Annotated in this window: 26 protein-coding genes, 1 tRNA gene and 1 pseudogene; 11 read left to right on the top strand and 17 right to left on the bottom strand. The window is 74.0% G+C overall.

Features of this window, described 5'->3' with window-relative positions:
- Nucleotides 1–45 precede the first annotated feature (45 nt).
- Both AB0F01_RS13285 and AB0F01_RS13280 read left to right on the top strand, forming a co-directional pair.
- Nucleotides 46–855, top strand: a complete 810-nt coding sequence (locus AB0F01_RS13285) for an ANTAR domain-containing protein (protein WP_362093763.1) — start codon at nt 46–48, stop codon at nt 853–855.
- Nucleotides 856–1386: 531 nt separating this feature from the next.
- Nucleotides 1387–2088 (top strand): GAF and ANTAR domain-containing protein, encoded by a 702-nt coding sequence (locus AB0F01_RS13280; RefSeq protein ID WP_362093761.1) that lies wholly within the window; start codon nt 1387–1389, stop codon nt 2086–2088.
- Between the two features lie 242 nt (nt 2089–2330).
- Here AB0F01_RS13280 and AB0F01_RS13275 read toward each other — a convergent pair.
- From AB0F01_RS13275 to AB0F01_RS13265, 3 genes and pseudogenes are all read right to left on the bottom strand, one after another.
- A pseudogene (locus AB0F01_RS13275) lies at nt 2331–2757 on the bottom strand (YceI family protein); the annotation flags it as partial.
- Nucleotides 2745–4475 carry an MDR family MFS transporter gene (locus AB0F01_RS13270; RefSeq protein ID WP_362093758.1) on the bottom strand — a complete coding sequence of 577 codons (1731 nt, stop codon included), beginning with the start codon at nt 4473–4475 and terminating at the stop codon, nt 2745–2747. The gene AB0F01_RS13270 and the pseudogene AB0F01_RS13275, both read right to left, overlap by 13 nt.
- A gap of 12 nt (nt 4476–4487) precedes the next feature.
- Entirely contained in the window at nt 4488–5000 is a 513-nt protein-coding gene (locus tag AB0F01_RS13265) for a MarR family transcriptional regulator (protein ID WP_362093756.1), read from the bottom strand.
- A gap of 418 nt (nt 5001–5418) precedes the next feature.
- On the opposite strand from AB0F01_RS13265, the gene AB0F01_RS13260 reads away from it, so the two are divergent.
- Complete coding sequence (locus AB0F01_RS13260) at nt 5419–5613, top strand: hypothetical protein (RefSeq protein WP_362093753.1); 195 nt, start codon at nt 5419–5421, stop codon at nt 5611–5613.
- A 252-nt stretch (nt 5614–5865) separates the two neighbouring features.
- Here AB0F01_RS13260 and AB0F01_RS13255 read toward each other — a convergent pair whose 3' ends face one another.
- The 8 genes from AB0F01_RS13255 to AB0F01_RS13220 form a co-directional block, all read right to left on the bottom strand.
- Entirely contained in the window at nt 5866–6771 is a 906-nt protein-coding gene (locus AB0F01_RS13255) for an RNA polymerase sigma factor SigF (protein WP_362093750.1), read from the bottom strand.
- A gap of 249 nt (nt 6772–7020) precedes the next feature.
- Nucleotides 7021–7959, bottom strand: a complete 939-nt coding sequence (locus AB0F01_RS13250) for an RNA polymerase sigma factor SigF (protein WP_362094396.1) — start codon at nt 7957–7959, stop codon at nt 7021–7023.
- Nucleotides 7960–8447: 488 nt separating this feature from the next.
- On the bottom strand, nt 8448–8741 hold the full coding sequence (locus AB0F01_RS13245) for a Dabb family protein (RefSeq protein WP_362093747.1): 294 nt from the start codon (nt 8739–8741) through the stop codon (nt 8448–8450).
- Nucleotides 8741–8917: a hypothetical protein gene (locus AB0F01_RS13240; protein WP_362093744.1), complete on the bottom strand. Its 177-nt coding sequence runs from the start codon at nt 8915–8917 to the stop codon at nt 8741–8743. Before AB0F01_RS13240 ends, AB0F01_RS13245 begins: the two co-directional genes overlap by 1 nt.
- Before the next feature lie 100 nt (nt 8918–9017).
- Nucleotides 9018–9102 (bottom strand) — tRNA-Ser (locus AB0F01_RS13235).
- 45 nt (nt 9103–9147) lie between these two features.
- Nucleotides 9148–9579: a tRNA adenosine(34) deaminase TadA gene (tadA, locus tag AB0F01_RS13230; protein ID WP_362094393.1), complete on the bottom strand. Its 432-nt coding sequence runs from the start codon at nt 9577–9579 to the stop codon at nt 9148–9150.
- 56 nt (nt 9580–9635) lie between these two features.
- Nucleotides 9636–10175, bottom strand: coding sequence for a hypothetical protein (locus AB0F01_RS13225; protein WP_362093742.1), 540 nt, complete (start codon nt 10173–10175; stop codon nt 9636–9638).
- A 352-nt stretch (nt 10176–10527) separates the two neighbouring features.
- A complete protein-coding gene (locus tag AB0F01_RS13220) occupies nt 10528–10716 on the bottom strand; it encodes a hypothetical protein (RefSeq protein ID WP_362094390.1) in 189 nt (62 codons plus the stop codon).
- A 249-nt stretch (nt 10717–10965) separates the two neighbouring features.
- Here AB0F01_RS13220 and upp point away from each other — a divergent pair, with 249 nt between their 5' ends.
- Nucleotides 10966–11601: a uracil phosphoribosyltransferase gene (upp, locus tag AB0F01_RS13215; protein ID WP_362093739.1), complete on the top strand. Its 636-nt coding sequence runs from the start codon at nt 10966–10968 to the stop codon at nt 11599–11601.
- Between the two features lie 302 nt (nt 11602–11903).
- Here upp and AB0F01_RS13210 read toward each other — a convergent pair whose 3' ends face one another.
- The 4 genes from AB0F01_RS13210 to AB0F01_RS13195 all read right to left on the bottom strand — a co-directional run bounded on the left by AB0F01_RS13210 (nt 11904) and on the right by AB0F01_RS13195 (nt 15337).
- On the bottom strand, nt 11904–12512 hold the full coding sequence (locus AB0F01_RS13210; RefSeq protein ID WP_362094387.1) for a LytR C-terminal domain-containing protein: 609 nt from the start codon (nt 12510–12512) through the stop codon (nt 11904–11906).
- A gap of 384 nt (nt 12513–12896) precedes the next feature.
- Complete coding sequence (locus tag AB0F01_RS13205) at nt 12897–13193, bottom strand: type II toxin-antitoxin system VapB family antitoxin (protein ID WP_004943146.1); 297 nt, start codon at nt 13191–13193, stop codon at nt 12897–12899.
- 673 nt (nt 13194–13866) lie between these two features.
- Nucleotides 13867–14496 (bottom strand): HhH-GPD-type base excision DNA repair protein, encoded by a 630-nt coding sequence (locus AB0F01_RS13200; protein ID WP_362093736.1) that lies wholly within the window; start codon nt 14494–14496, stop codon nt 13867–13869.
- 118 nt (nt 14497–14614) lie between these two features.
- Complete coding sequence (locus AB0F01_RS13195; protein WP_362093733.1) at nt 14615–15337, bottom strand: siderophore-interacting protein; 723 nt, start codon at nt 15335–15337, stop codon at nt 14615–14617.
- A 75-nt stretch (nt 15338–15412) separates the two neighbouring features.
- Here AB0F01_RS13195 and AB0F01_RS13190 point away from each other — a divergent pair, with 75 nt between their 5' ends.
- The 5 genes from AB0F01_RS13190 to AB0F01_RS13170 all read left to right on the top strand — a co-directional run bounded on the left by AB0F01_RS13190 (nt 15413) and on the right by AB0F01_RS13170 (nt 22047).
- Complete coding sequence (locus AB0F01_RS13190; RefSeq protein ID WP_362094384.1) at nt 15413–17554, top strand: penicillin acylase family protein; 2142 nt, start codon at nt 15413–15415, stop codon at nt 17552–17554.
- Between the two features lies 1 nt (nt 17555).
- Nucleotides 17556–18164, top strand: coding sequence for a GNAT family N-acetyltransferase (locus tag AB0F01_RS13185; protein WP_362094381.1), 609 nt, complete (start codon nt 17556–17558; stop codon nt 18162–18164).
- On the top strand, nt 18161–18640 hold the full coding sequence (locus tag AB0F01_RS13180) for a cupin domain-containing protein (protein WP_362093730.1): 480 nt from the start codon (nt 18161–18163) through the stop codon (nt 18638–18640). Before AB0F01_RS13185 ends, AB0F01_RS13180 begins: the two co-directional genes overlap by 4 nt.
- Nucleotides 18637–19563, top strand: a complete 927-nt coding sequence (locus AB0F01_RS13175; protein ID WP_362093728.1) for a glucose 1-dehydrogenase — start codon at nt 18637–18639, stop codon at nt 19561–19563. The genes AB0F01_RS13180 and AB0F01_RS13175 overlap by 4 nt, the downstream gene beginning before the upstream one ends.
- A 519-nt stretch (nt 19564–20082) precedes the next feature.
- On the top strand, nt 20083–22047 hold the full coding sequence (locus tag AB0F01_RS13170; RefSeq protein ID WP_362094379.1) for a copper resistance protein CopC: 1965 nt from the start codon (nt 20083–20085) through the stop codon (nt 22045–22047).
- Between the two features lie 175 nt (nt 22048–22222).
- On the opposite strand, the gene AB0F01_RS13165 is transcribed toward AB0F01_RS13170, so the two are convergent.
- Together AB0F01_RS13165 and AB0F01_RS13160 are read right to left on the bottom strand one after the other, a co-directional pair.
- Complete coding sequence (locus tag AB0F01_RS13165) at nt 22223–23083, bottom strand: DUF72 domain-containing protein (protein WP_362093725.1); 861 nt, start codon at nt 23081–23083, stop codon at nt 22223–22225.
- Nucleotides 23084–23172: 89 nt separating this feature from the next.
- On the bottom strand, nt 23173–24897 hold the full coding sequence (locus AB0F01_RS13160; RefSeq protein WP_362093722.1) for a SpoIIE family protein phosphatase: 1725 nt from the start codon (nt 24895–24897) through the stop codon (nt 23173–23175).
- A gap of 527 nt (nt 24898–25424) precedes the next feature.
- Here AB0F01_RS13160 and AB0F01_RS13155 point away from each other — a divergent pair.
- Nucleotides 25425–26030, top strand: coding sequence for a hypothetical protein (locus AB0F01_RS13155; protein WP_362093720.1), 606 nt, complete (start codon nt 25425–25427; stop codon nt 26028–26030).
- A 31-nt stretch (nt 26031–26061) separates the two neighbouring features.
- The gene (locus AB0F01_RS13150) at nt 26062–26451 is read left to right on the top strand and encodes a hypothetical protein (protein WP_362093718.1); all 390 of its coding nucleotides are present in this window, start codon (nt 26062–26064) and stop codon (nt 26449–26451) included.
- Nucleotides 26452–26465: the final 14 nt, after the last annotated feature.

Genomic DNA, 26465 nt, shown 5'->3' with positions numbered 1-26465 from the left:
AGGAATGTGCTGCGGAGCTCTCCTGCGCACGGCCGGTGGCCGTGCATGCCGAAGAGGTTCGTGGTGGTTGCGTCCCGGTTTCCTGAATTGCCCCGATTTCCGGATGGTTTCGACCTGGCCGAGGCGCTCACCGGCGCGGCTCGGCGACTGCACGAGACCTCCACCCCGCACAGCGCCCTGGACACGGCGGTCCGGCTCGCGGTGGAGCTGATGCCCGGTGCCGAGCACGCGGGGATCTGCGACATGGAACGGGACAGCCGGCGCCGCACCCTCGCCCGGACCGACGACATCGTGCGGCTCGCCGAGGAACAGCCGGACACCGGCCTCTCCGACACCGGGCTCTCGGAGGACGACGGCCTCCCCGAGGGCGAAGTCCCCGAGGTTGGGGTCCCCGGGGAACGGGGACGGCCGCACTGGGACCGGCTGTGGCACGCCCCGGTGGCAGAGGTGACCGACAGCACCCGGGACGCGTCCGGGCGCGTCCTGTCCGACCTGGGTCTGCGGTCCGCGCTGTCCCTGCGGCTGCGCGCCGAACGCCGCCGGCTCACCGTGCTCACCGTCTACGCCCGCAAGCCGCACGCCTTCGACGAGGCCACCCGGCGGGTGGGCCGGCTGCTCACCGCCCACGTGGGCATCGCCCTCGACTCCGCCACCGTGCGCGAGCAGCTCACCGAGGCCATGCGCACCCGTGACCTGATCGGCCAGGCCACCGGCATCCTCATGGAACGCATGGGCATGGACGCGTCCGCCGCCTTCGACAGCCTGGTGCGCGCATCGCAGCGGGAGAACACCAAGCTGCGCGACCTCGCCCGCCGTATCGTCGACTCGCTCAACAGCCCTGAGGGCAGCCGCTGACCCGGCCGGCCCGCACACCGTCCGCCACCGCGCCACCGAGTCGGCACGCACACCGTCGCCCGCCCGCACCGAGTGGGCACGCACACCGTCGCCCGCCCGCACCGAGTGGGCACGCACACCGTCCCCCACCCGCCACCGACCGGGCGGGCGGCCGGCGCTGCCGCCCTGAAAGAGCGCGCCGTTCACGGTCGTCGCCCTTCGCCCGCTCCGCCGGGGATCCTCCGGCACCCGTCCGGACATCCGCCCGACACCACGCCGGGGATGGCGCCCTCGCACGCGGCGTGCCCGCTCCATCGGCGCCCGGCCCCCGCCCGACGGACCGCCGCCCCGCCCGCCACGGCAGCTGATCCCCGCCCGCCGGGACGGCCGTCGCCGTGCGGGAAGGGGTGGAGAGCCGACCAGCCGGGGCCGCCAGCCCTGTTCGCGGACGGCCGCCGACCCTGCTTGGGAACGGCCGTCGGGCCGGTCCCGGGACGGCCGTCGACCGGAACCGGTGGCGTCAACGGCTGCCGACGGGATATCCGTACGGTCATGACATCCGAGACTCCCGACACGCTGGACCACGCGATGGCCCGCAGCAGCGGTCTCGACACTCTGCTGCGCGACCTCACGGACCGCGCGGTGGAGGAGGTACGCGGTACCTCCGCATGCAGCATCACGGTGCGCCGGGCCGACCGGCTGCTGACCCTGGCGGGCAGCGACGGTCTGCCGAGCGGACTGGACCAGCGTCAGTACGAGAACGGCTCCGGCCCGTGCGTGGAAGCGGCCGAGACGGGCCGTGAGCAGTACTCCCCCGACCTGACCGTGGAGTCCCGCTGGCCCGAGTACACCCGGTACGCGCTGTCGGCCGGGGTGCGGAGTGTGCTGGCCATGCCGCTGGACGTGACGAACGGCCGCGGCGCCGCGCTCAACCTCTACGCCGAGCAGCCCGGGGCGCTCGAACGCGGGCGGGACCGGGCCCGCGTCTTCGCGGCCAGGGCGGCGGACGCCGTCAGTACCGCCCTGCACATCGAGGACCGTGAGCACACCGCCGCGGACGTGCGCACCGCCCTGCTCTCGCGCAGCGTCATCGACCAGGCGATCGGCATCCTCATGGCGCGCGAGCGGATCGACGCCGAACGCGCGCTGGAGCGGCTGCGCCGCGTGTCGCAGGACCGGAACATCAAGCTCCGTGACCTGTGCGGCCAGTTGGTGTCGCGTACGGCGGAAGGGTTCTCGCCGGGCCGCAACTGAGGCGGCCCCACTCGTCTGACCGAGCGTGCCCATCGGGTCGACCGAGCCTCCCCGTCGGGCTGCTTGCGCGGACCCACCCGGCCGACCAGCCCTGCCTGCCTGCCCGGCTGCCCGGCTGCCCGGCTGCCCAATTGACCGAGCTGATCGAGCGCTCCCGCCCGGCCGGAGCCGACGGTGGCTGCCCCGGGCCGGAACCGGGGCTGCTCAACCCGGTCGGGAGGGACGTTCCCCCGAACCCGAACCGCCTGGACGTCCAGCTCCACCCGCAGCGTGGGGCCGACGGCCGCGATGCCGGCCGGACGACGTGGTGGTAGCGCATCGCGAAGTCCTCGCGCCGCAGTTCGGCCGGCGCCGCAGGTCGGCCGTGGCACGGAACGCCTCCCGGGCGCCGCCCCAGGGGTCCGGTCCGGTGCCGAGGTGGGTCGGATCCAGGTCGACGGGCCGCCGGATGCCGTGCAGCGTCAGGTCGCCGTGGACGGCACAGTGGTCGGGGCCCGCCGGGGTGAGGCCGGTGGACCAGTAGGTGATGCCCGGGCCGGTCGGCGTCCCGCCCAGGAAGTCCGCCGACCGGAGGTGGGTGTCGCGCGGGTCGTTGCCCGTGTCGATCGAGGCGGCCCGGATCCCCGCCGCCACCCGGGACGCGGTGACGCCGACCGCTATCCGGACCCGGCGGCCCCGGACCCTGCGGCCCCGGACCCGGGGGCACCGGCCGAGGCGGCCCCCGACCCTGCGGTCCCGGCCGAGGCGTCCGGCGCAGCAGCGTCCACGGCGGCAGGGGCGACGGGCGTGGACTCGGCGGCCTGGGCGAGGGCGCCGGACGTGCGCAGCGGGACCTCCTTGATGAACAGGGTCACCACCAGGGCCAGGAGCGCGATCGGCGCGACGTACAGGAAGATGTCGGCGATGCCGTGGCCGTAGGCACTCTCCAGCCAGGTGCGGATGCCGGGCGGCAGCAGGTCCATGTCGGGGATGGCGCCGCTGCCGGCGGACTCGGCGGCCGCTGCCCGCTCCTGCGGGGCGAGCGTGCCGATCGTGTCGGTGGCGTAGTGGCTGATCCGGGAGGCCATGACGGAGCCGAGCACCGAGACGCCCACCGCGCCGCCGAGGGACCGGAAGAAGGTGACGACCGAGGACGCGGCACCGAGGTCGTGCGGGGCGACCTGGTTCTGCGTGCAGAGCACCAGGTTCTGCATCATCATGCCGACGCCGAGTCCCATGAGGCCCATGAACAGGGCGATGCGCCAGTACGGGGTGTCGTAGCGCATGGTGCCCATCAGGCCCAGACCCGCCGTGAGCAGCGCACCGCCGACGACCAGCCAGCTCTTCCACCGGCCGGTGCGGGTGATGATCAGACCGGAGACGGTGGACGACACGAACAGTCCGCCGATCATCGGGATCGTCATGACGCCCGACATGGTCGGGGACTGTCCCCGCGCCAGCTGGAAGTACTGGCTGAAGTAGACCGTGCCCGCGAACATCGCGATGCCGACGAACAGCGAGGCGAGGGACGCCAGCGTGATGGTGCTGTTGCGGAACAGGCGCAGGGGGATGATCGGCTCGGCCGCCCGGGTCTCGACGAACAGGAAGACCAGCGTGAGCGCGATCGATCCGCCGACCATCACATAGGTCTGCCAGGACAGCCAGGCGTACTTGTCGTCGGCGAAGGTGACCCAGACGAGCAGCAGGCAGACGGCGGCGGTGACGAAGAAGGCGCCGGCCCAGTCGACCTTGACCTCGCGCTTGACCACCGGCAGGTTCAGCGTCTTCTGCAGGACGAGCAGCGCGATGACGGCGAACGGCACGCCGACGTAGAGGCACCAGCGCCAGCCGAGCCAGCTGGTGTCCGTGATGACACCGCCGAGCAGCGGTCCGCCGACGGTCGCGACGGCGAACGTGGCGCCCAGGTAGCCGGAGTAACGCCCGCGCTCACGCGGGGAGATCATCGCGGCCATGATGATCTGCGCCAGGGCGGACAGCCCGCCGGCGCCCAGGCCCTGGATGACGCGCGCCGTGATCAGGGTGCCGGGGTTGTGCGCCATGCCCGCCACCACGGACCCGATGACGAAGACCACCAGGGCTATCTGGACCAGGGCCTTCTTGCTGATCAGGTCGGCCAGCTTGCCCCAGAGCGGGGTGGACGCGGTCATCGCCAGCAGGGAGGCGGTGACCACCCAGGTGTAGGCGCTCTGGCCGCCGCCGAGGTCGGCGACGATCTCGGGCAGGGCGTTGGTGACGATGGTGGAGGACAGGATCGCGGCGAACATGCCGAGCAGCAGGCCCGACAAGGCCTCCATGATCTGCCGGTGCGTCATCGGAGCCTGGTTCTCGGAGGAGCCTCCCCCGTGCTTGGCATGAGCCCGCACACCGGATGGTGTGGTCGTTGCCATGGACGTCCTTCTTCAGGTGCTTGCGGGTGTACGGGTGGTCTGTGCGGAGCCGGGAGCCGCCGGCCGGGGCAGGGACGCCGCGGGGCGGGAGCCGGTGCGGCAGTCGTCGAAGCTGTCCCTCAGGCGGGCCATGAGGTGGGCGAGCAGGGTGACGTCGTCGTCGGACCAGTCGGCGAGGCGTTCGGCGAGCAGGCGGGTGGTGTGCCGGAACAGCTCGTCCAGCTGGGCGCGGCCGGAGGGGGTCAGGCGCAGGATGCGCGAGCGCTTGTCGGCGGGGTCGGGCAGGCGTTCCAGCCAGCCGCGGTCGGCCGCCCGGGCGACGTGGCGGCTGGTCACCGACATGTCCACGGCCAGCAGCTCCGCCATCCTGCCCATGCGCATGTCGCCGTGCCGTCCGAGCAGGGCCAGCACGGAGGCCGACCCACTGGGCCACTCGGGCAGGGTGAGCCGCCGCATCTCGCGTTTCACCGCGCCGAAGGCGCTGAACTGCCTGACCAGCTCCTCGTACTGGGCCTGCGCGGCCATGGCATCTCCCCACTTCGTTGCTCGGAGCAACCATGCAGGTAGATGATTGCTACAGGCAAATAAAAACCGGGGAAGCGGCCTCAAAACTTGGCAAAGGCATGTATGGCGCCAGTAAACGCCCAGCTCAGAGCGGTGCCGGGCGAAGGGCGACGGTGACGGGTGAAGGCTGAAGGGCGACGGAGGGGAGGCCGCGTCAGCACGGGGTGCGGCGGGCGCAGGGCTCTCGACAGCGCGGAGTCCGCGCCCTCGCCCGCCCCCTTTCCGCCCCCCTCCCCTTCCTTTCCCGCCCCTTCCCGCCCCGTCCCTGTTCTCTCCCCCCTGCCCGGTGCACCGAACGGCTCCCGCCCGTCCCGGTACGGCCGTTCGGGCGCCGCCCCCGGTTGGGGTGGCCGTACCGGATTCGCTAGGGTCTCGGGCCATGGCTAACACCCAGGGCCCCCAGGGCAACCACGACCCCGCTGGCAGCACCCAGATGTTCCGTGCGTTCGTCGACGAGGCCCCTCAGGGCCGGCAGGCCGCCGCGTCGAGCGGCGGGCCCCGGATCGGCCTGATCGTCGGTGTCGTCGTCGCCGTGGCCGTCGTCGCGGCGGTGGCCTGGCTGGCGCTGAAGTAGCCGACATGTGCGGAGGCCGCCGGTTCCACCCTCGGGGGTGCACCGGCGGCCGTTGACGCACGTGGGGACCTGTCGGCGGACCGCGGTGGTCCGTCCGCCCGGCCGACAGGTCTTCTTCTGCCCCGGGCTGCGGCCGGGCGTGCCACGCTGCGCCGGGCCCGGTGTTACCGCCGGGCCCAGGCCCCGCGACAACACCGGGTCTACGCCCTGGAGCCCTCGTTCGACCGCCCGTCAGATGCCTGTGTCCGCTGCTCAGTCGGAGATGAGGCCCTCGCGCAGCTGGGACAGGGTCCGCGTGAGCAGGCGCGAGACGTGCATCTGGGAGATGCCGACCTCCTCGCCGATCTGCGACTGGGTCATGTTGGCGAAGAAGCGCAGCATGATGATGCGCCGTTCGCGCGGCGGCAGTTTGGCGAGCAGCGGCTTGAGCGACTCCCGGTACTCCACGCCCTCCAGGGCCGCGTCCTCGTAGCCCAGACGGTCCGCGAGGGAGCCCTCGCCGCCGTCGTCCTCGGGGGCCGGGGAGTCCAGCGACGACGCCGTGTACGCGTTGCCGACCGCGAGACCGTCGACGACGTCCTCCTCCGACACCCCCAGCACGGCCGCGAGTTCGGGCACCGTCGGCGAGCGGTCCAGCTTCTGGGAGAGCTCGTCGCTGGCCTTGGTGAGCGCCAGGCGCAGCTCCTGCAGCCGGCGCGGCACCCGCACCGACCACGACGTGTCGCGGAAGAACCGCTTGATCTCGCCGACGACCGTCGGCATCGCGAACGTCGGGAACTCGACGCCCCGTTCGCAGTCGAAGCGGTCGATGGCCTTGATCAGGCCGATGGTGCCGACCTGGACGATGTCCTCCATCGGCTCGTTGCGCGAGCGGAAGCGCGCCGCGGCGTACCGCACGAGCGGGAGGTTGAGTTCGATCAGGGTGTCCCGGACGTAGGCGCGCTCGGGGCTGTTCTCGTCCAGCGCGGCGAGCCGCAGGAACAGGGAGCGGGACAGGGTGCGGGTGTCGATGGCCGCCGGGTCCGGGAGGCCGGGCGCCGGCTCGGCCGGGAGGGCCGGTGCGTCATCGATGGGGCCGAGTGCGTCGAGAGCATGGGGAGCTGCTGACTCGCTCTCCGTGGGCGTGAGCACCTTCGAGCTGCCCTGTTCTACGGACATGCCACCCCCTTTGGGTCGCGGGACGGTCGCGGCCGGCGTTCCCCGGAGCGAGGAACGCAGCCTTCACCTGAATACCGGAGCCGGAGCTCCGGCAAACGCTCTTCCCGCAGAATGTCACATGTCGGCAACGCTCTGAAGTGACAAGTCGACATCTGAGACGCGAATCGGCCCTGGAAACACGGGTTCTGACGGGTTTTCGGGGGTCGAGACCAGGAATGGGCACTGATGAGCGAATCGCGCTCGTGAGGGTTACGCGTCGATCCGGTTCGCGGACCGCAGCCGCTGGAAACTGCGCGCCAGCAGCCGGGACACGTGCATCTGCGAGACGCCCAGCTCCGCACTGATCTGTGACTGGGTGAGGTTGCTGTAGTACCGCAGCAGCAGGATCCGCTGCTCGCGCTCGGGCAGCTGGACCAGGAGGTGGCGGACGAGGTCGCGGTGCTCCACGCCGTCCAGCGCGGGATCCTCGTAGCCGAGCCGGTCCAGCAGGCCGGGCATCCCGTCGCCCTCCTGGGCCGCCTCCAGCGAGGTGGCGTGGTAGGACCGCCCCGCCTCGATGCAGGAGAGCACTTCCTCCTCGGTGATGCGCAGCCGTTCGGCGATCTCCGCGGTCGACGGGGACCGTCCGAACGCGGTCGTCAGGTCCTCGGTCGCGCTGCTGACCTGCACCCACAGCTCGTGCAGCCGGCGCGGTACGTGCACGGTGCGGACGTTGTCGCGGAAGTACCGCTTGATCTCGCCGACGACCGTCGGCATCGCGAACGTCGGGAACTGCACGCCCCGTTCCGGATCGAACCGGTCGATGGCGTTGATCAGCCCGATGGTGCCGACCTGGACGACGTCCTCCATCGGCTCGTTGCGGGAGCGGAAGCGGGCCGCGGCGTAACGCACCAGGGGCAGGTTGGCCTCGATGAGCGCGGCGCGCACCCGGGTGTGCTCGGGGGTGCCCGGTTCCAGGTCCTTGAGCTGGCCGAAGAGCACCTGGGTCAGGGCCCTGGTGTCCGCGCCCCGGCGCTTCGCCGGGGTGGGCTCCGCCCCGGCCTCGCGGGTCTCCGCCGAGGGGGGCCGGAAGCCGACGGGGGCGCGTGTGCCGGGCGCGGAGTGGGTGCCGCCGGTGGACTGCGTGCCTCCCCCGCCGCTGGGAGCGGCCGTACCGCCCGGCGTCGCCATACCGCCCGGCGTCGCCATACCGTCCGGAGCAGTCGTACCGCCCGGAGTCGCCGTGCCGTCCGGAGCCCCCGGGCCGTCCGCGCCGCCGGGGGCCCGCGAGCCGCCCGGGGGCTGCGTACTGCCCGTGCCGGCCGCGTTGCCCGGACCCTGCGGGCTGCCCGCCGAGCCGGTGGGCCGGGTGCCGGCGGACGGCTGCGAGCCCGAGGAGGACGGGGTGGCCGGTGCCGGGACGGGGTCCGGGGAGCGGGCCGGAGCCGGAGCCTGGGCGGACACCTGGTCCTGGGGCGGCGCAGTACTGGCCGACACGGTCAACGCCACCTCTTCATCGGTCAAACGTCCGTCAACTCATCCGTCAAAAGCGGTCATAGCATCACAAGACAGACTCACTGTGTGCAAGCACCGGCATATTCCGTGTTGACGGTGAAAAGCCATGTATCCGAACGTGTCCGACGCGCAGGAGCCCCCCGCCGGGACGGCGGAGGGCTCCGGACGGGGCGGGAGTCGGGTCAGAACTCGTAGTCGGCGATCACCCACGTGGCGAACTCGCGCCACAGCGCGACGCCCGCCTCGTGGTCCGGGTGCGTCAGGTACCGGCGCAGGGCGTCCTCGTCGTCGAAGGCCGAGTTGATGGCGAAGTCGTAGGCGATCGGCCGGTCGGTGATGTTCCAGGCGCACTCCCAGAAGCGCACCTCGGGGATCCTCTTCCCGAGCGCCCGGAACGCCTCGACGCCCTTCACGACCCTCGGGTCGTCCCGCCGCACGCCCTCGTCGAGCCGGAAGAGCACCAGGTGACGGATCATCACTTGCCTCCGTTGGCGAGCCAGGTCATGAAGTCGCCGATCGCGGACGCCGCGTCCGATATGCCCTCGAAGCCGACCAGGACGTAGTCCGCGGCCGTCTCCGGATCCGTGATGATCACATACAGCGCGAAGGCAACCAGCGCGTAGACGGCGACCTTCTTCGCGTTCACCGCCATCGCGGCCCTCCCTAGTCCCAGTGCTGTGCCGGTGTCGCACATGCCGAGCGGGCCCATGATCGCACGAAGGGCCCCGTCTGACGACGAGGCCCTTCACCAGCGGTAGCGGTGGGATTTGAACCCACGGTGACTTGCGCCACACTCGCTTTCGAGGCGAGCTCCTTCGGCCGCTCGGACACGCTACCGAGGGAGACCTTACAGCACGGTGGGGGATGCTCCGAAATCGGTTTTCAGCGGTTCCGGAAGAACTCCGTGAGCAGCGCGGAGCACTCCTCGGCCAGCACGCCCTCGATCACCTCGGGCCGGTGGTTCAGGCGCCGGTCGCGGACGACGTCCCACAGGGACCCGACCGCGCCGGCCTTCTCGTCGCGGGCGCCGTAGACGACCCGGTCCACCCGGGACTGCTGCACCGCGCCCCCGCACATCGTGCAGGGCTCCAGCGTCACCACGAGGGTGCAGCCGGTGAGCCGCCACTCGCCCAGCCGGGCGGCGGCCCGGCGCAGGGCGAGCACCTCGGCGTGCGCGGTGGGGTCCCCGGCGGCCTCGCGTTCGTTGTGGGCGGTGGCCAGCACGGTGGTGCCGTCCGGGCCGAGCAGGACGGCACCGACGGGCACGTCGCCGCCCCGGACGGCGCGTTCGGCCTCGTCCAGGGCGCGGCGCATCGCGGGCCGCCAGGGGTCCCGGACCGGGTCCGGCGGTCTGTCGGTGGTCGGCACGGTCAGCGGACGGTCTCCAGGACCTCCGAGGCGCCCAGCACCTCGGCGATCTCGTTGAGGGCGTCCGAGGTCATCGAGCGCAGCTCCTTCTCGCTGACCCCCAGGTCCTCCAGGACCTGGGCGTCGCCGACCGGGCCGTGCGGAACGGCGTCGGCGGACGCCGCCGCGGCGGGGCCGTCGGCGTCCTCGTCGTCGTCCGGCTCACCGTCCTCGGTGCCGTCGAGATCGAGGGCGTCCAGGTCGGTGCCGTCGTCGCCGGGTTCCCGGCCGAGCAGCTCGTCGGTGAGGAGGATCTCGCCGTAGCTGCTGCGGGCGGCGGCAGCGGCGTCGGACACGTAGATGCGAGGGTCCTCCTCGCCGTCCACGCGGACGACCCCGAACCAGCCGTCCTCCTGCTCGATCAGCACGAGCACCGTGTCCTCGTCGGGAGAGGCGTCCCGGGCCAGGTCGGCCAGATCCGACAGGGTCTCCACATCGTCGAGCTCCGTGTCGCTCGCTTCCCACCCGTCTTCGGTGCGCGCGAGCAGTGCGGTGAAGTACACCGTGACTCTCCCACTGGTCAGAGGCGTGCCGGTCGGGGGTTCCCCCGGCGGAGGTTGTGGGCGTGGAGTGCTCGAGAGCCCCGCCCACTCGGAATCGTGGCAGAAACAAGGCCGTCAGGGGATGTCTTCGACTCCCTGTGTCCCGCGGTTTTGATCGCATGTCGCCCGACGCGCCCCGGTCACCGGCGCACCGGTGAAGGCCACCGGTGGCACGCAGCCGCCGCGTGTGGCTTCACGCTCCGGATGGTACGCGGCCGGACCGCCCCCGTGCGCGGGTCCCGCGGGCGAGCCCCCGCGGCGTCCCGCCGCCTCGGCCCTGCGCCCCGGTGACCGACGGGCCGAAGGGTTCCGACTACCAGCGGAACGTCCGCATCCGCATCGCGTGTCGCAGCCGGGCCGCCTTGGCTCGGCGCGGCTGGACCCGGTCGCGCAGGGCTCGGGCCTCCGCCAGTTCCCGCAGGAACAGGGCACGTCGTCTGCGCCGTTCGGCCTCCGTCTCGGCGGCCCGTTCCGCGGCGGTGCGCGGGCCCGTGCGGAACACCGCCCCGGGGGCCTCTCCGGGTGTCTCCCCGGGGGCCGCGCCGACGGCTTCGCCGACGCCCTCGCCGGGGGCCGTGCGCCTCGACGGATCGCGTCGGGCATCCTGCTCTGGCATCGTTCACCACCCCAGTCCGTCCCTCCCACCTTCCCCCGGACGTGGGGTTTGACGCCAGTGATCGGGTGGTGATGCCGCAGGTGGCTTGCCCTGCGGGGGGACTCCGGGCCTCCGGCGCCCGGTTAGTGTGGGGGCATGCGTCTCCACGTCGTCGACCACCCGCTGGTCGCCCACAAGCTCACCACGCTGCGCGACCGGCGCACCGACTCCGCGACCTTCCGCCGTCTCGCCGACGAGCTGGTCACCCTGCTCGCCTACGAGGCCACGCGCGACGTGCGCACGGAGCAGGTCGACATCCAGACGCCGGTCGAGCGGACCACGGGCGTCAAGCTGTCCCACCCGCGCCCGCTGGTGGTGCCGATCCTGCGGGCCGGTCTCGGCATGCTCGACGGCATGGTCCGGCTGCTGCCGACCGCCGAGGTCGGTTTCCTCGGCATGATCCGCAACGAGGAGACGCTCCAGGCGTCCACCTACGCGACCCGGATGCCGGAGGACCTCTCCGGACGCCAGGTGTACGTGCTGGACCCGATGCTCGCCACCGGCGGCACGCTGGTCGCCGCGATCCAGGAGCTGATCGAGCGGGGCGCCGACGACGTGACCGCCGTGGTCCTGCTGGCCGCGCCCGAGGGCGTGGAGGTCATGGAGCGCGAGCTGGCCGGCACGCCGGTGACGGTGGTGACCGCCTCGGTCGACCAGCGGCTCAACGAGCACGGCTACATCGTGCCGGGCCTGGGGGACGCGGGGGACCGCATGTACGGAGCAGCTGAATAGCCGAGCCGCCGAGCCGCCGAGTAGCTGAGTAGCCGAGTGGCCGCGTCACCCCGAGTACTGAGGAGCCGGCCGGCCGCGCAGGAGGCGGGTGCGCGCTGCGCACGCGCGGGCGGGGCGGCGTCGGCCGGGCCGAGAGCGGCGGACGGTTCCGTGCGGTGTCTGGACGGCACTGTGGCGGGGGCGGCGCCCGGGGCGCCGGTGCGGGCCGACTCACTCGCCGCGCGTCGCCCCGGTTGCTTCCCGGCGCGCATGGACCGCCTTCCGGGGGCTACCGGCCGTCTTCCCTGGCTAGCCGCCCCGGTTCAGCACTTCTTCCCGGTGGGTGCCGGCTCGGGCTTCGCCAGTGCGGTCAGGGCCCGGTCGGCGGCGGCCTTGTCCGTCAGCCGGGTGAAGCCGTCACCGATGATGAGGTCGACCTCGGTGCCCTTGCGGGCGGCGTCGGTGCGCGGCTGGGCCCCGGAGAGATGGGTGCCGAGCACCGGCAGCGTGGTGTTGAGGGCGGAGGTGGGACCGAGCAGCACCCCGGCGCCCTTGACCTTCTTGTCGTACTCCTTGGTCGCGTTGCCGACCTCGCCGATCTTGAAGCCCCGCTTCTTCAGCTCGTCCGCGGTCTTCTTCGCCAGACCCGTACGGGTGGTGGCGTTGAGTACGTTGACGGTGATCCCGCTCGGCCGGGGGAGTACCCGCGGGCTGGGCGAAGGGCTCGCCTTGGCGACGCACGCCGCCTTGGTGCCGACCGCGGAGGCCGAGTCGCCGCCGCCGGTGAAGACGTCGATGAGCTGCAGGGTCCCCCAGCCGCCCACGCCGAGCACGGCGACGGAGGCGGTGCCCAGGAGTACGAGTCGGCCGCGGCGCCGGGGACGGCGCATCCGCGGGTACTTGTCACCCCTGATCCGGTACTGGCCGCCCATGCCCGGGGGAGTCAGCATGCTCATGAGCGCAGCGTAGTGCGCTCCGGCGGCAATGCCTACCAGATGATCATTCGACTGCGCGCGCGGGCATACGAAAGAACCCGAAAGGGCCAAACGGTCCTTCGGGCGAGGGGTGTGGAGGGGTGCGGCGGGCTCGGTCAGCCGCGGGGGGTGGCCTGCGGGCCCAGGTGTGGTCGCGGCCGGAGGGCGGTGCGCGGTCGGCCCGCAGTCCGTCGGTCGGGGCTCCGTGTCCGTCGATGCCCGGTAGGGGTGCCACGTCGCTCGATGACGGCGGGGCTCCCCGCAGCCCGATGCCCGGTGGAGGTTCCGTGCCGCTCGATGCCGGGCCGTGGCTTCGTCGGCGGAGGTCCGGTCGGGTGACGGTCAGTCCAGTTCGAGGACGCGGGCGTGCAGGACCTGGCGCTGCTGCAGCGCCGCGCGCACCGCGCGGTGCAGGCCGTCCTCCAGGTACAGGTCGCCCTGCCACTTCACGACGTGCGCGAAGAGGTCGCCGTAGAAGGTGGAGTCCTCGGCCAGCAGGGTCTCGAGGTCGAGTTGCTGCTTGGTCGTCACGAGCTGATCGAGGCGGACCGGGCGCGGCGCCACGTCCGCCCACTGCCGGGTGCTTTCCCGGCCGTGGTCGGGGTACGGCCGGCCGTTTCCGATGCGCTTGAAGATCACACGGAAAGCCTACCGGTCAAGAGCTTCCCGGCGCAGCCTTGGCGCCGCAGTGCCGCGCGGGAAATGACATCCGAAAGCGGGGCGTACCGGAAACCGGGGCCCGTCGTGGGCGAGGGCGGGGCGGCGCGGCCGGGGGGACGGCGGGGCAGCGCGGCCGAGAGTTGCTCCCGGCGCCCCCGGCGGTGCTCCTGCGCGTCCCCGGCGGTGCTCCTGCCCCCGCGGCCCGGTGCGCCCTGCGTCCGCCGGCCCGGGGTGTGGGGCGTGAGGGGCGGCGGGTTCTCGGTTGCCCAGCCCCCGAGGGCGGGCCTGGTGGCGCTGCGGGGCCTGCCCCGGCGGTGTTCCCCGCCCCCGCGCCCCGGCGCGCCCTGCATCCGCCGGGGCCCCGCCCCGTCGGCCGGACCGTCCGGGACTTTGGCGAGCCTGCCCGCGCTGCCTGCCCGCCGGGATCCGCCCTCCCCGCACTTGTGCACAGGCTGTGGATCGCGCGGAGGGGGCAGCCGGGGGCGCGGCCGGCGCGCCCTGTGGCGGCCGTCCGGCCAGTGCCCCGAGACGCGTCTGCCCGTCAAGGAGCGGCGTCCGGTGCGAGTGCGTGCATGGCCGGCGCACGGCAGACGGCAATGTGACGACGGGACCCGGTGCCCCGACGGGCAGACCTTGCCTGCCGCCGCCCCGGCTAGCCCTTCGGGGCCTTGGACCCCTTCGGGGTCGCGGTGGCCCTCTCCGCCTTGGCGGCCTTGGCGGCGGCCTTCATCTCCTGCTTGTGGGCCCTGACCTTGGCCAGCGAGTCCGGGCCGGTGATGTCGGCGACGGAGCGGAAGGACTTCTCCTCACCGTAGGAGCCGGCCGCCTCGCGCCAGCCCGTGGGGCGCACGCCGAGCTGTTTGCCCAGCAGGGCCAGGAAGATCTGGGCCTTCTGCTTGCCGAAGCCGGGCAGCTCCTGGAGCCGCTTCAGCAGCTCGCCACCGGTGCCCACGTCGCGCCAGACGGCCTCGGCGTCCCCGTCGTAGTGCTCGACGAGGTACTGGCACAGCTGCTGGATGCGGCCCGCCATGGACCCCGGGTAGCGGTGCACCGCTGGCTTCTCGGAGAGCAGGGCGGCGAACGCCTCGGGATCGTGGGCGGCGATCTCGTGCGCGTCCAGGTCGTCCGAACCGAGCCGCCGGGCGATCGTCGCCGGGCCCTTGAACGCCCACTCCATCGGGACCTGCTGGTCCAGCAGCATCCCGGTCAGCGCGGCGAGCGGGCTGCGGCCGAGCAGCGCGTCGGCCTCGGGGTCCTGGGCGAGGTGCAGTGTGACGTCCATGCCCCGATGGTCGCGCGTCCCCGCCCGGCCCGCGCGCGGTGGGCGTCCGGTGCCGCGGGCGGGCCGCCGGGCAGCCGCGCCCGCCGCGGTGGACGGACCCGCTGCCGGGGCGGTCGGCTCAGCCGGGGCGCCAGTAGCCCAGGGCCTGCATCCGCTGCTTGGGCACGCCCAGCTCCTTGCGGGCGAAGGCGGACAGGGTGCGCGTGGTCGCCGTGTCGCAGGCGATCCAGACGTACGGGTCCGGGGTGGCCCGCAGCAGGTCGGGCAGCTCGGCCCGCACGCGCTCCACCAGGGCGGCGCCCGCGTCGCGGCGCGGGACCTCGCGCACCTCGTGCCGTGCCGGGTCCGCCGCCGACGGCAGGCCGTCCAGGGTGCCCTCGAACCAGATGGTGGCCGGTGCCGAACCCAGCGCTTCCAGCAGGGAGTTGATGGCCGGCAGCGAGGCGGGGTCGCCGACCGCGAGGACGTGCGAGGGGGCGGGCTCGGGAGGGTCGAAACTTGTGCCCTGGAGGGTGGCCTCGATGGTGTCACCGGGCTTCGCGGCCCGCGCCCAGTCGCTGGCGCACCCTTCGTGCAGTGCGAACTCCAGGGCGAAGGTGCCCGCCGCGGGGTCCGGTTCGACCAGGGTGTAGGCCCGCTGGTGCGGCTTGCCCGCGTTGTCGAACCACAGTCGCGCCCACATCGTCGGGTGGACGCCGGCCGTGGCCAGTAGTCCTCCGTCCGTGAACCGCAGCCGCCGGTAGTCGTCGGTGACGTCCTCGGTGTCCGTCACGGTGAACGTGAAGTCCTTCGCGCGCAGCAGTTTGAGGACCGCGCCCTCCCAACCCCGCCCCTGCCCCATCGCGTGTACACCCTTCGCGTACGATCCCGTCACGCTTACTTAGGCGAGCCTAACCTAAAGGGAATGAGGGGCACAGTGGCCGGCGAGATCTTCCGCGACGCCTGGGGCATCCCGCACCTGCGCGCGGGCGGTGTGCACGAACTCGCCCGTCTCCAGGGCCGGGTGACCGCCCTCGACCGGGCCTGGCAGCTGGAGGTCGAGCGGCACCGGGCGCAGGGCACGTCGGCGTCCTTCCTCGGCCCGGAGGCCCTGCCGTGGGACCGGCTGGCCCGGCGGGCCCGGCTGGCGGACACGGCCCGGCGCTGCTTCACCGCCCTCGAACGGCAGGACCCGGAGACCGCGGACTGGGTGCGCGCGTACGTGGACGGCGTGAACGAGGGCCTGGAGGCGGTGCGGGCCGGCGAACACGGAGGCTTGGCACCGGAGTTCACCCGCGTCGGACTGAGCCCCGGCCGCTGGGAACCGTGGACGCCGCTGGGCCTCTGGCTCGCCACCCACATCCTCTTCGCGGGCTTCCCCGCCAAGCTGTGGCGCGCCCACGTCGCCGAACACCTCGGCCCGGACGCGGTCGGCCTGTTCGCCGCCGACGGCCCCGGCACCTCCGGCAGCAACGGCTGGCTCGTCTCCGGGGACCGCACCGTCACCGGACGGGCCGTCATCGCCGGGGACCCGCACCGCTTCATCGAGGACCCCGGCGTCTACCAGCAGATCCACCTGTCCTGCCCGGAGTTCGACGTCGTCGGCCTCGCCGTGCCCGGCGTCCCGGGCATCGCCCACTTCGGCCACACCGGCACCGTCGCCTGGGCGATCACCAACGCCATGGCCGACTACCAGGACCTCTACCGCGAGCGGCTGCGGCGCACCGGCGCGGGCGTGGAGGCGCTCGGCCCGGACGGCACGTGGCGGCGAGCGGCCCGGCACACCGAGTCCGTCGAGGTGGCCGGGCAGGAACCGGTCACGGTCGAGGTCATCGAGACCGACCGCGGCCCGGTCGTCATCGGCGGCCCCGAGGGGCTGGAGGACGGCGGCACCGCCGCCGCGGCACCCCCGGTCGCCCTCGCCCTGCGCTACCCGCCCCGGGTCACCGCCGACCTGGGCTTCTCCGCCCTGCTGCCCCTGCTGCGGGCCCGCCGGGTCGAGGATGTGGACCGGGCCGCCGACCGGTGGGCCGAGCCGGTCAACGTGCTCCAGGCCGCCGACACCGAGGGCGGCACCCTGCACCGGGTGGCCGGCCGGGTGCCGCTGCGCGCCGAGGCCAACGGGCGGGGGCCGGTGCCCGCCTGGGAGCCCGGCCACGAGTGGCGGGGCTGGCACGAGCCGCCGCGCGCGGGACTCGCCGACGGCGTCGCGGTGATGGCCAACCAGCGCGGCCCGTCCGCCCCGCTCGGCGTCGAGTTCGCCCCACCCCACCGCGCCGACCGCATCACCGCGCTGCTGGCCGGACGGCGGCAGTGGTCCGCCGACGGCATGCCCGCGATCCACATGGACACCCACCTCGCCTCCGCCGCCCCCCTCCTGGACCTCCTCGCCGCACTCCCCGGAGACACCGGCGGTGACGGCGGTGACGGCGCGCCCCTCAGCGCCCCGGCCACCGCCCTGCGCGACCGCCTGCTGCGCTGGAACCGCCGGATGGACGCCGACAGCGCCGACGCGGCGGCGTTCGCGGCCGTGCGGGGCGCGCTGGTACGACGCCTCGCGGCGGAGCCGGTGTTCGCCCCGCTGGCCACCCCGCCCGCGTACCCCGAGGTGTACCTGCCCTGGCTGGCCCCGGTGCCGCGGATCGGGCACGCTCTCGAACACCTCCTCGCCGCCGACGACCTGTTCGGCATCGACCGTCCTGCCGCCGCCCGGGCCGCCCTGGAGGAGGTGGCCGCCCGGCCGCCGGCCGGCACCTGGGGCGACACCCACCGCCTCGTCCCCTGGCGGGCCCTGCCGCCCGCACAGCCCGTCGACGAGCCGGGCCTCTCCGGCGACCACGACTGCGTGCTCTGCACCTCCCCGGTGCCCGGTCTCACCGACCTCGCCGCCCGCGGGCCGGCCGCCCGCTACGTCTGGGACCTGGCCCGCCGCGAGGACAGCCGCTGGGTGGTGCCGTTCGGCGCGTCCGGCACCCCCGGCTCACCCCACCACCGCGACCAGCAGCCGCTGTGGCTCGCGGGAGACCTCGTCCCGGTCGTCACGGACTGGGCCCAGCTGCACAAGGAGAGCGATGTCTGACCTGCCCGACCCGTACGCCGCCCGCCCGGCCGTCCACGAACAACGCGTCGACGGCTTCGGATCGGTGCGCATCCTGCCGGTGGACCCGTCCGCCGACGCGCCCCTGCTGCACCGCTGGGTCAGTGCGGAACGCGCCTCCTTCTGGGGCATGAACGGCCTCACCGAGGAGCAGGTCGCCGGGATCTACGCCCACATGGACACTCTCGACACCCATCACGCGTTCCTCGTCCTCAAGGACGGCACCCCCGCCGCGCTGCTCCAGACGTACGAGCCCGGGGCGGACCGGGTCGGCGACTGCTACCCCGTCCGGCCGGGCGACATCGGCATCCACCTGCTGGTCGCCCCCGCCGACGGCGGCCGGGTCTCACCCGGCTGGACCGGCGGACTGCTCCGGGCCGTCGCCACGTACGCACTGGTGGGGCTGGACCGCGAGCGGGTCGTCATCGACCCCGACCCGGCGAACGAGAAGGCCGTGGCGCGCTTCCGCAGGCAGGGTTTCGAGACGGGACCCGTGGTCGTCCTCCCGGAAGTCGACCTGCCCGACGTGTACCTGCCGGAGAAGCGGGCCCAACTGGCCTTCCTCAGCCGCGAGGTAGCCTTCGGCGGGTGACTCCCGACGAACTCGTCGACCACTACGCACTGGAACCGATCCCGCGCGAGGGCGGCCTCTTCCGGCGGACCTGGACCGGTCCGGCGCGGCCCGACGGCCGTCCGGAGGGCACCGCGATCATCGCCCTCCTGACCGCCGGACCCGACGACTTCTCCGCCCTGCACCGCCTGCCCGGCGACGAGGTCTGGCACTACTACCTCGGCGACCCGCTGCGGCTGCTGCTCCTCGCCCCCGACGGCAGCACCCGCACACCGGTGCTGGGCCCGGACGTCCTCGGCGGCCAGCACGTCCAGCTCACGGTGCCGGCCGGCACCTGGATGGGGGCCCGGGTGGCCCCGGGGGGCGCCTGGACCCTGTTCGGCTGCACGATGGCCCCCGGCTTCACCTACGAGGACTACGAGCACGGTGCCGCCGGGAACCTGACGGCGCGCTACCCGGACCAGGCGGCCCGGATCGTGGAACTGTGCCGCCCATGAGACGACGAGGACCGGAGGGCGGGCCGGGGCCGACGGATCGGATCCCGCCGGACCGGAACCCGCAGGACCGGGGCCCGCAGGAGCGCGCCGGGGCGGCGGAGCGGGAGGCGGTGGGGCCCGGAGGGCCGGAACGGCGTCCGCCCGCATCGCCCCGGCCCGGCCACGGCCTGCTGACCGGTCAGGTCGCGCTGGTCACGGGCGCGGGCGGAGGCATCGGCCGGGGCATCGCCCTGCGGTTCGCCGAGGAGGGCGCCGCGGTGGCACTGCACTGCCGCACGGCGGAGGCACCCGCGCGCGAGGTCGCCGCCCGCATCCGGGAGGCCGGGGGTGCCGCCGTGGTCCTGCGGGCCGACCTGACCGACGAGGACGCCTGCCGGCGGCTGGTGCGCGAGGCGGCCGAGTGGGGCGGCGGCCGGCTGACCGCGCTGGTCAACAACGCGGGGGTGCAACCGCTCCGCCCCCTCGCCGACATGACGGCCGCCGAGTGGCGGGAGGTCGTCGACACCAACACCACCGGCGTCTTCGCCTGCACGCGCGAGGCGGCGCTGCTGATGCGCGACGGGGGCGGTGGCTCCGTCACCCACATCGCCTCGGTGGAGGCCCGCCACCCGGCCCCCGCCCACGCCCACTACGGCGCCTCGAAGGCCGCGGTGGTGATGCACGCCCGCTCGGCGGCCCAGGAGTACGGACCCTGGGGCGTCCGCGTCAACACCGTCTCGCCCGGCCTTGTCGGACGGGAGGGCCTGGAGGACGACTGGCCGGAGGGCGTACGGCGCTGGCGCGAGGCGTCCGCCGTGGGCCGGCTCGGCCGCCCCGAGGACGTGGGCGACGCCTGCGTCTTCCTCGCCTCTCCCCTGGCCTCCTGGGTGACGGGCCACGACCTGGTGGTCGACGGGGGTGCGACGGCCCGGCCGACGTGGTGAACGCGGGCGGGGCGGGGCGTGGGCCGGGCGGGACGGAGACGGAACCGCGCGGCGGCACGCGTCGCGGCGCGGCCGGTGGTCTCGTGGGCATGAAAGGACCGATGGGCTTCTGGGCGGGTGGAACCGGTGGGACAACGGGTGCCCCCGGCCGGTGGAACCGCCCGGGGCGGGCCGGCGATACGACCCGGGGACGGGCCGACGGCACCTTCCGGACGGGCCCGTGGAGACGACGAGCGGCCGACGACGGGGCTGACGATGGGGCCGATAGAGCGGCCGACCGAGCGGCCGACGAAGGGACCGGCGAAGCGGCCGACCGAGCGGCCGGCCCCGGCCCGGTGTCGCGGCGGGTGAGCAGACCGCGCCCGCCATCCGTACCCCCTCCGGAGCCGGAAGGCCGGGAGGCGGTACGACGTGGAACAACGGCGCAGCGAGTCGGTGGGCGGCGGCGGCAGGAACCGGGCCCCGCGCGGGGCCCGGTGGAGGCCGGACGGTCCGGGCCCCCGGCGGCTGCGGGCCCTGGTGCTGCTGGGCGGTGTCCTCGTGCTGCTCCTGCTCGGCAGCGCGGGCCCGGCCTCCGCCCACGCGGCGCTGCGCGGCTCCGACCCCCAGGACGGCAGCGTCGCCAAGACGGTGCCCGAGCAGGTCACCCTGACCTTCACCGAGTCCGTCGGCTTGATGGACGACTCGGTCCGCATCTACGGCCCCGACAACCGCCGGGTGCACGTCGAGGAGCCCCGGCACGCCGAGGGCGCCTCCGACACCGCCGTGGTCGAACTGCCGGACGACCTGGCCGAGGGCACCTACACGATCGCCTGGCGGGTGATCTCCGCCGACAGCCACCCCTCCTCCGGCGCCTTCACCTTCTCCATCGGCAAGCCCTCGCCCACCCCTCCCGCCGCTCCCACCGACCCGGGCGAGCACCCGGTGACGGCGAGCCTCTACAACACCGCGCGCTACCTCGCGTACGTCGCCGCCGTCCTGCTCATCGGCGCGGCGGCGTTCGTGGCCCTGTGCCGCCCGACGGACACCACCCCGCTGCGGCTGCCCCTGCTCACCGGCTGGTGGACCCTGCTCGGCTCCACCCTGGTCCTGCTGGTGCTGCGGGCACCGTTCGAGTCCGCGGCACCGCCGTCCGGCGTCTTCGACACGGAGGCCGTCAGCCGGGCGTTCGGCGGACGCCCCGCCTGGGCCCTGCTGGCCCGGCTGGCCCTGACCCTGCTGGCCGGGCTGTTCCTGCTCCGCCTCGCCCGTCGCCGGGGGGAGGACGGGCACCGCCCCACCGTCGCGCACCTCGCGGCGGGCGGCGCCCTGTCGGTCGGGTTCGCGCTGACCTGGGCGGCGGCGGAGCACGCCTCCGCCGGCATCCAGGTCCCCGTGGCGATGACGTCGTCCGTCGTGCACCTGCTGGCGACGGCGTGCTGGCTGGGCGGTCTCGTGTCCCTGCTCGTGATCCTGGTCCGGGCGGAGACCCCGCCGCCCACCGCCACCGTCACGCGCTTCTCCCGCGTCGCCTTCCTCTCGGTGGTCGTCCTCGCCGTCACCGGCGTCTACCAGTCCTGGCGCGGTCTCGGCTCCTGGGCGGCGCTGACCGGCACCCCGTACGGCAGGACCCTGACCGCCAAGCTGGTCGCGGTCGCCGTGCTGCTGCTGGTGGCCGGCCTCTCCCGCCGCTGGACGGCACGACTGGCCCAGGGGCGGGCCCGGGAAACGGAGGCGGCGCCCGTGCCGGACCGCGTGCCGGAACTGGTGACCGTCGGCGGCGACACCCGCCCGGCGCCGGCGGCGACGTCCCCGGCCGAACCGTCAGCGGGCGCCGCCCGCGCGACCGCGCCCCTCGGCGACGACGCGCCGGACTCCGAGGACACCCCGGACGCCTCCGCCGCGTCGGACACCGGGAACCGGCCCGCCCCCTCCGCCTCCGACGCCCCCCGGGGACCGGAGCCGCACGACCCCACGGACGCCGACGCCCGCCCCGCGGACTCCCCGGAGGACCTGCACCGGCGCGCCCTGCGCCTGTCGGTCCTGGTCGAGGTCGCGGTGGCCGTCGTGGTCCTGCTCATCACCACGGTGCTGACCAGCACCCTCCCGGCCCGCGCCCAGGCCGAGGCGGAGGCGTCCGGCCCGCCCCAGGTGGCCGGCCTCCCCGCGGCGACGTCCGTGACCATCCCCTACGACATCGGCTCCGGGAAGAACGGCATGGTGCAACTCACCCTGGACCCGGGCCGGGTGGGGGAGAACAGCGTCCAGGCGGTCACCTTCGGCCCGACCGGGGCGCTGGCCATCGTCCCGGAGGTGCGCCTCTCCTTCACCCTGGAGGCGAAGGACATCGGACCCATCGACGCGCGGCTCACCGACCGAGGCGGCTACTGGGCCACCAGTGACCTCGTCCTCCCGATCGAGGGCACCTGGACGATGAAGACGACCGTCCGCGTGTCCGAGGTGGACCAAGTCACCGAGACCCGCCGGATCCGGATCACCCGCTGACGGGCGCTCCCGCGCGGGAGCGCTGGTGGCTCGACGCGGGCCCGGCCCGCCCGGACGCACCGAGCCGCACCGGACGCACTGAGCGGTGCCGATCCGAGCCGTGCCGACCGGGTCCGACCGCCCTGCCGTGCCGCCGTGCCGCCCGCCCAGCGCGCCCCACAGGGCGGCGGCGGTCTCACCCGTCGACCCGGGTGCGGCCGAGCAGCCGGGACATGTCCTCCGCCGCGCGCACGGCCGCGTCACCGCAGCAGTTGTTGAACAGCACGTGCACCTGGTCCGTACGCCCGGCCAGTTCCCTCAAGCGCGGTATCCACCCGGTGAGTTCGTCCTCCTGGTACCGGTGCCGGAACCGGTCCTCCTTGCTGCCCCGGCCCCACGCGGTGCTGCGCCCGTGGAAGCGCACCACGGACAGCCGGGACGAGGTCACCGGCGCGACCGGCGGGATGGACGACGGCAGCGACTGCGCCATGTCGATCCCCACGGCGGCCACTCCCCAGCGGGTGAGCAGGTGGGACGTCCGGTCCGCGCGTCCCTCCTCCCACCACGACGGGTGCCGGAACTCCACGGCCACCGGCCAGCCCCGCGCCCGGCGCGCGCACTCCTCCACGAAGTCCTCGCCGCGTGCCCCCGCGCGCACCCACGGCGGGAACTGGAACAGCACGGCGCCCAGCCGCCCGCCGTCCCGCAGCGGGGTGATCCCCTCGGCGAACCGTTCCCACACCGCGTCCCGCACCCGCGGGTCCCGGCCGTCCGGCGGCAGCCCGGGCGGCATCACCGCGCCACGGGTCGGGTGCCCGGTCAGCAGCGAGAACGCCTTGACGTCGAACACGAAGTCCTCCGGCGTCCGTTCCACCCAGAGCCGGCTGTTCCGCGCGGAGGGCAGCGCGTAGTAGGACGCGTCGACCTCGACCACCGGGAACCGTTCCGCGTAGTACCGCAACCGCCCTTCGGCGTCCCGTCGGCCCGGCGGATACCACCCGCTGCCGATCAGCGCCCGGTCGGTCCACGAACACGTCCCCACGAGAATGTCACCCATGGCCCCCCGGTTACCCGCCAACGGCCGCGGTGCGCCGCCGCGTTCGGGACGCAGCGTTCGGGACGCAGCGGGCATGTGTCGGACCCTCCCTAGGGATGCTCGTGTCTCGGGGTGCGCAACGCCAGGAGGGCGACGTCGTCGTGGCCCGGCGGCCGGACCCGGCGCAGGAGCTGGTCGGTGAGGGACGGCAGGGGGCGGTGGGCGAGGGCGGCGGCGTGCTGGCGCAGCCGGTGCATGCCCTCGTCGAGGGTGTGGCCGGGCGCTTCCACGAGGCCGTCCGTGTAGAACAGCAGGGTGCTGTGCGGGGGGAGCCGGACCGTGGCGTCGGTGCGGGGCGTGTCCACCCCGGTGCCCAGCAGGATGCCGTGCCCGCCGGTGAGGTACTCGGCCAGGCCCTCCCGGGTGATGAGCAGGGGCGGCGGGTGGCCGGCGTTGGTCCAGGTCAGCTGCCACTGGCCGTCGTCCGTCCGGGTCAGCCGGGCGAAGACCAGGGTGGCCATCGTGACGTCGGTGATCGGCATGATGGCCGCGTCCAGCCGCTCGACGACCCGGCTGGGGGGCTCCTGCTGGGCCCAGCCGTAGGCGCGGAGCATGTTCCGCAGCTGCGCCATGCCGGCGGCGGCCTCCAGGTCGTGGCCGACGACGTCGCCGATGGCCAGGGCCGTGGTGCCGTCCGCGAGGTCGAAGACGTCGTACCAGTCGCCGCCGACGTGCGAGGCGTCCGGGGCGGGCAGGTAGCGCACCGTCAGCGTGAGGCCGGGCACCTGCGGGAGGTGCGGCAGCAGGTGGTTCTGCATCGTCTCGGCGACCTTGCGCTGACGCTGGTAGAGGCGCGCGTTGTCCAGGGCGAGGCCGGCGCGGCGGGCGATGTCCTCCAGCAGGGGCAGGTCCGCGGAGGTGAAGGCGCCCCGCTTCGAACGGCCCAGGGTGACGGCGCCCAGGACGGCCCGGTTGCTGCGCAGCGGGGCCATGACCGCCGAGTGGATGCCCGCCGTCTCGAACAGGTGCCGCTGCTCGACCATGATCCCGGAGTCCGGCTCGGTGCCCCGGTAGGTGTCGGCGCCGGCCAGCGCCGACGCCACGCCGCGCAGCGCCCTGGACAGCGGCATGAGCGACTCCTCCGGCACCGGCGGCATGGGCCCCTCCAGCTCCTCGTGACGCACCAGGCTGTCGCCGTCCGCCTGCACCACGAGCGTGCGCCACACCTCGTCCCGCTCGGCGATCAGGTCCATGACCGCCCAGTCCGCCAGCCGGGGCAGGACCAGCCGGACCAGCCGGTCCAACGCCTCGTCGACGTCCAGGGTGGACGTCAGCCGGGTCGTGGTCTCCGCGAGCAGGGCGAGGCGCTCGTAGTCGGTGAGCGTCTCGGCGGGACGCCGCGTGGTCAGGCCCGCGTCGGCCGCCTGCCCGGCCGCGTGGAAGACGACGAGGGTCCCGGCCCCCGCGTCGCCGAGCGCATACGGCGTCAGCGTCCAGGACACGAGGACCAGGGAGCCGTCGCCGCGCTCGAAGTGTTCACCGCTGCCCTGGGCCGGACTCCCGGAGTGGAACGCCTGGCGCATGGCGCACTGGGTCGTCAGCAGCCGCTCTCCCTGCGGTCCGCGATGCAGCAGGTCGTGGGCGTCCTGCCCGGTGAGTTCGGCGGAGGTGCGGCCCAGCAGGCGTTCGGCGTGGCTGTTGACGGCGGCGATCCGCCCCTGTTCGTCCACCACGTAGGCGCCCGCCCCGATCGCCTCCAACGCCGGGACGAGGTGGGGGAGGGCCCCTGCCGCGGACTGCCCCTGTTCGGCCTGCGTCCTCTCCTGTCCCACCATTTCCTCGCCTTCCTGGCAGTGGGCTCGTCCCCCACAACACGGTGACACGTGCACCCCCCGTGTGCGCGCCTTCTCCGTCCCTATGCCCCGATGCGGAGGTTGTCGGCCGCGATCCCGGTCACTGCCTGCGGCGGACGGACGCGCCAGGGGGGCGCGAGGCGGGCGGTACGAGCACCGGGGCGACGGCGCGCCGGGCGGGGGAGCGCGGTCGGGGCCGGGGTCCACGGGGGCGCGGTGCCGTTGGGCCAGGGGGTCCGTCCCGTTAAGGAGGCGTCGCCGTGGACGGGGAGCAGGAGGACCCGGACGCGGGCTCCGGCGGACCCGGTCCGCACCTGCCCCGGCGTCACTTTCCGTTGCCGTGTAGCCGTTCTGAGCAACATCTGAGCCGGAAGTGCGGCCTCCGTCACAGTGGGGCGGACTCCGAAGTTGATCACATGGGTGCCGACCAGACCGGGCGCAGCGTTCCCCGCGGAACACGGGGTTGGGGGCGCGGCGCGCCCGGGCGCATGTTCCGGAACGGAGTAACCGTGCAGCACCGCACCACCCGATTCACCCTGTCCACCCGCACCTCCGCCATGCTCGTGGCGGCCGTGACCGCCGGTGCCGTCCTGGCCACCACGGGCGCCGCGCACGCGGCGGACCTCCCGGGCCCGGCCCGATCCGCCTCCGGCCCGGTCGCGTCGGCCGACGGCGGAGCCGGGCTCGACGGCATCGGCACGGAGGACGAGGTCCTGACGGGGATCGAAGAGGCGCTCACCGTCCTGACGGACATCCCCGACGAGGTGCTCGCCCAGGGCGACGAAGCCACCGTGCGGTACCTCCAGAAGCGGATGCCGGCCGAGACCGGTGGCGGGATCCAGGTCATGAAGTTCAGCGCGGCCGGATGCGCGCGGGGCATCCTGCTGGCCATCGGTTCCAACATCTTCGCCGCCGCCAAGATCTACAAGATGAAGAAGGCCATCGACAAGCTCGGTGGCATCAAGAAGGTGGTCGCGAAGATCCGGTCGAAGAAGAAGGCGGGCAAGACCTTCAAGAAGGGCATCACGGAGGTCTTCGAGGAGGCCGGCGCCGGCATCGGGGGGATGGCCGCCGGCATCCTCGGCGTCGACGGCGTGATCAAGCACTGCTGGTGAACGGCGTACTTGAGGGGATGGGAGGTTGACCATGGATCTCGTGGCCGGTGTCCTGCGCTGGGGCTTCGTCGGCGGCGCGGCCCTGCTCCTGGGTGCCTTCGCCGTGGCAGCCGTGCGGGAACGCCGCTCCGGCGCCGCCTACGGAGAGCTCGCGGACCTGATGGAACGCGAGTGGTTCAGCGCGGGGAAGGTCTTCTTCACCGTCCTCGTCGGCCTGGCCGGTTCCTGGGCCGCGGCGTACGTGGGAGGAACACGCAGCGGACTGTCCGAGTCCGTGCCGATCCTGTTCCCGCTGGGTGTCGTCGCCGCCTTCGCCGCCTGCCGCTGGGCCGCCGTCGACGACCGGCATCCGCTGCGCGTGAAGATCGTGGCGCTGGTGGCCGCACCGTTGGCGCTCGGCACCGTCATGACGGGCTGGTAGAGGCACCCACCGTC

Source organism: Streptomyces sp. NPDC029526 (assembly GCF_040637405.1).
In the GTDB taxonomy this organism is placed as follows: domain Bacteria; phylum Actinomycetota; class Actinomycetes; order Streptomycetales; family Streptomycetaceae; genus Streptomyces.
Note: the sequence above shows the minus strand (reverse complement) of the source record. Positions and strands in the feature narration are given on the sequence as shown.